The sequence below is a fragment of the Streptomyces capoamus genome (assembly GCF_014654935.1).
GTDB classification, from domain to species: domain Bacteria; phylum Actinomycetota; class Actinomycetes; order Streptomycetales; family Streptomycetaceae; genus Streptomyces; species Streptomyces capoamus.
Window position 1 is genome coordinate 1 of record NZ_BNBF01000050.1, and the last position, 676, is coordinate 676.

The 676-nt window shown below is 77.7% G+C and carries 1 pseudogene; it reads right to left on the minus strand.

Annotation, left to right across the window (positions count from 1 at the left end):
• Window positions 1-77: 77 nt before the first annotated feature.
• Window positions 78-676, minus strand: a pseudogene (locus IE312_RS43555) (hypothetical protein); the annotation flags it as partial.

Here is a 676-nt window from a genome sequence, read left to right on the forward strand (position 1 = left end):
CCGCACGCACCGAGCCCCGCTCACCGGCACCGACAAGGCACCGCCGATCCGAGTCGGGCTGATCCGAAAGACACGCCTTAGCCCAGCGCGCGGCCCAGTACCCACACCACCGGGGCCGCCGCCGACAACGGCAGGGCCACGCCCGCGGTGAAGTGGACGAAGCGGGACGGGTAGTCGTAGGCGGCGACCCGGTGCCCGATCAGGGCGCACGCCCCGGCGGCGGCGCCCAGCAGGGCACCCTCCGCGCCGAGGCCGGTCAGGTTGCCCGCCGCGATGCCCGCGCCCGCCGCCGCCAGCAGGGCCACCAGGACCGAGGCCGGGGTGGGCAGGGGCAGGGCGCGGGCCAGGACGGCGACCGCCACGGCCGCCGCGCCGGTCGAGACCGCGTGCGGGTCGGCGGCCAGGTAGCCGGTGGCCAGGACCGAGAGCGCCGCGGAGGTGACCGTGGCCATCAGGCCGTACATCCGCTCGTCCGGCGAGGCGTGGGAGCGCAGCTGCAGGACGAGGGAGAGCAGGACCCACAGGCCGAGCGGGCCGAGGATGGCGACGAGGGCGTGGTCCCGCCCGGCCGCGAGGACCGCCACGTCGGCCGTCAGCGCGCCCGCGAAGGCCAGCGCGATGCCCTGCCGGGCGGGCCACATGCCGTTCAGCCGGAACCAGCCGGCGGCCGTCACCG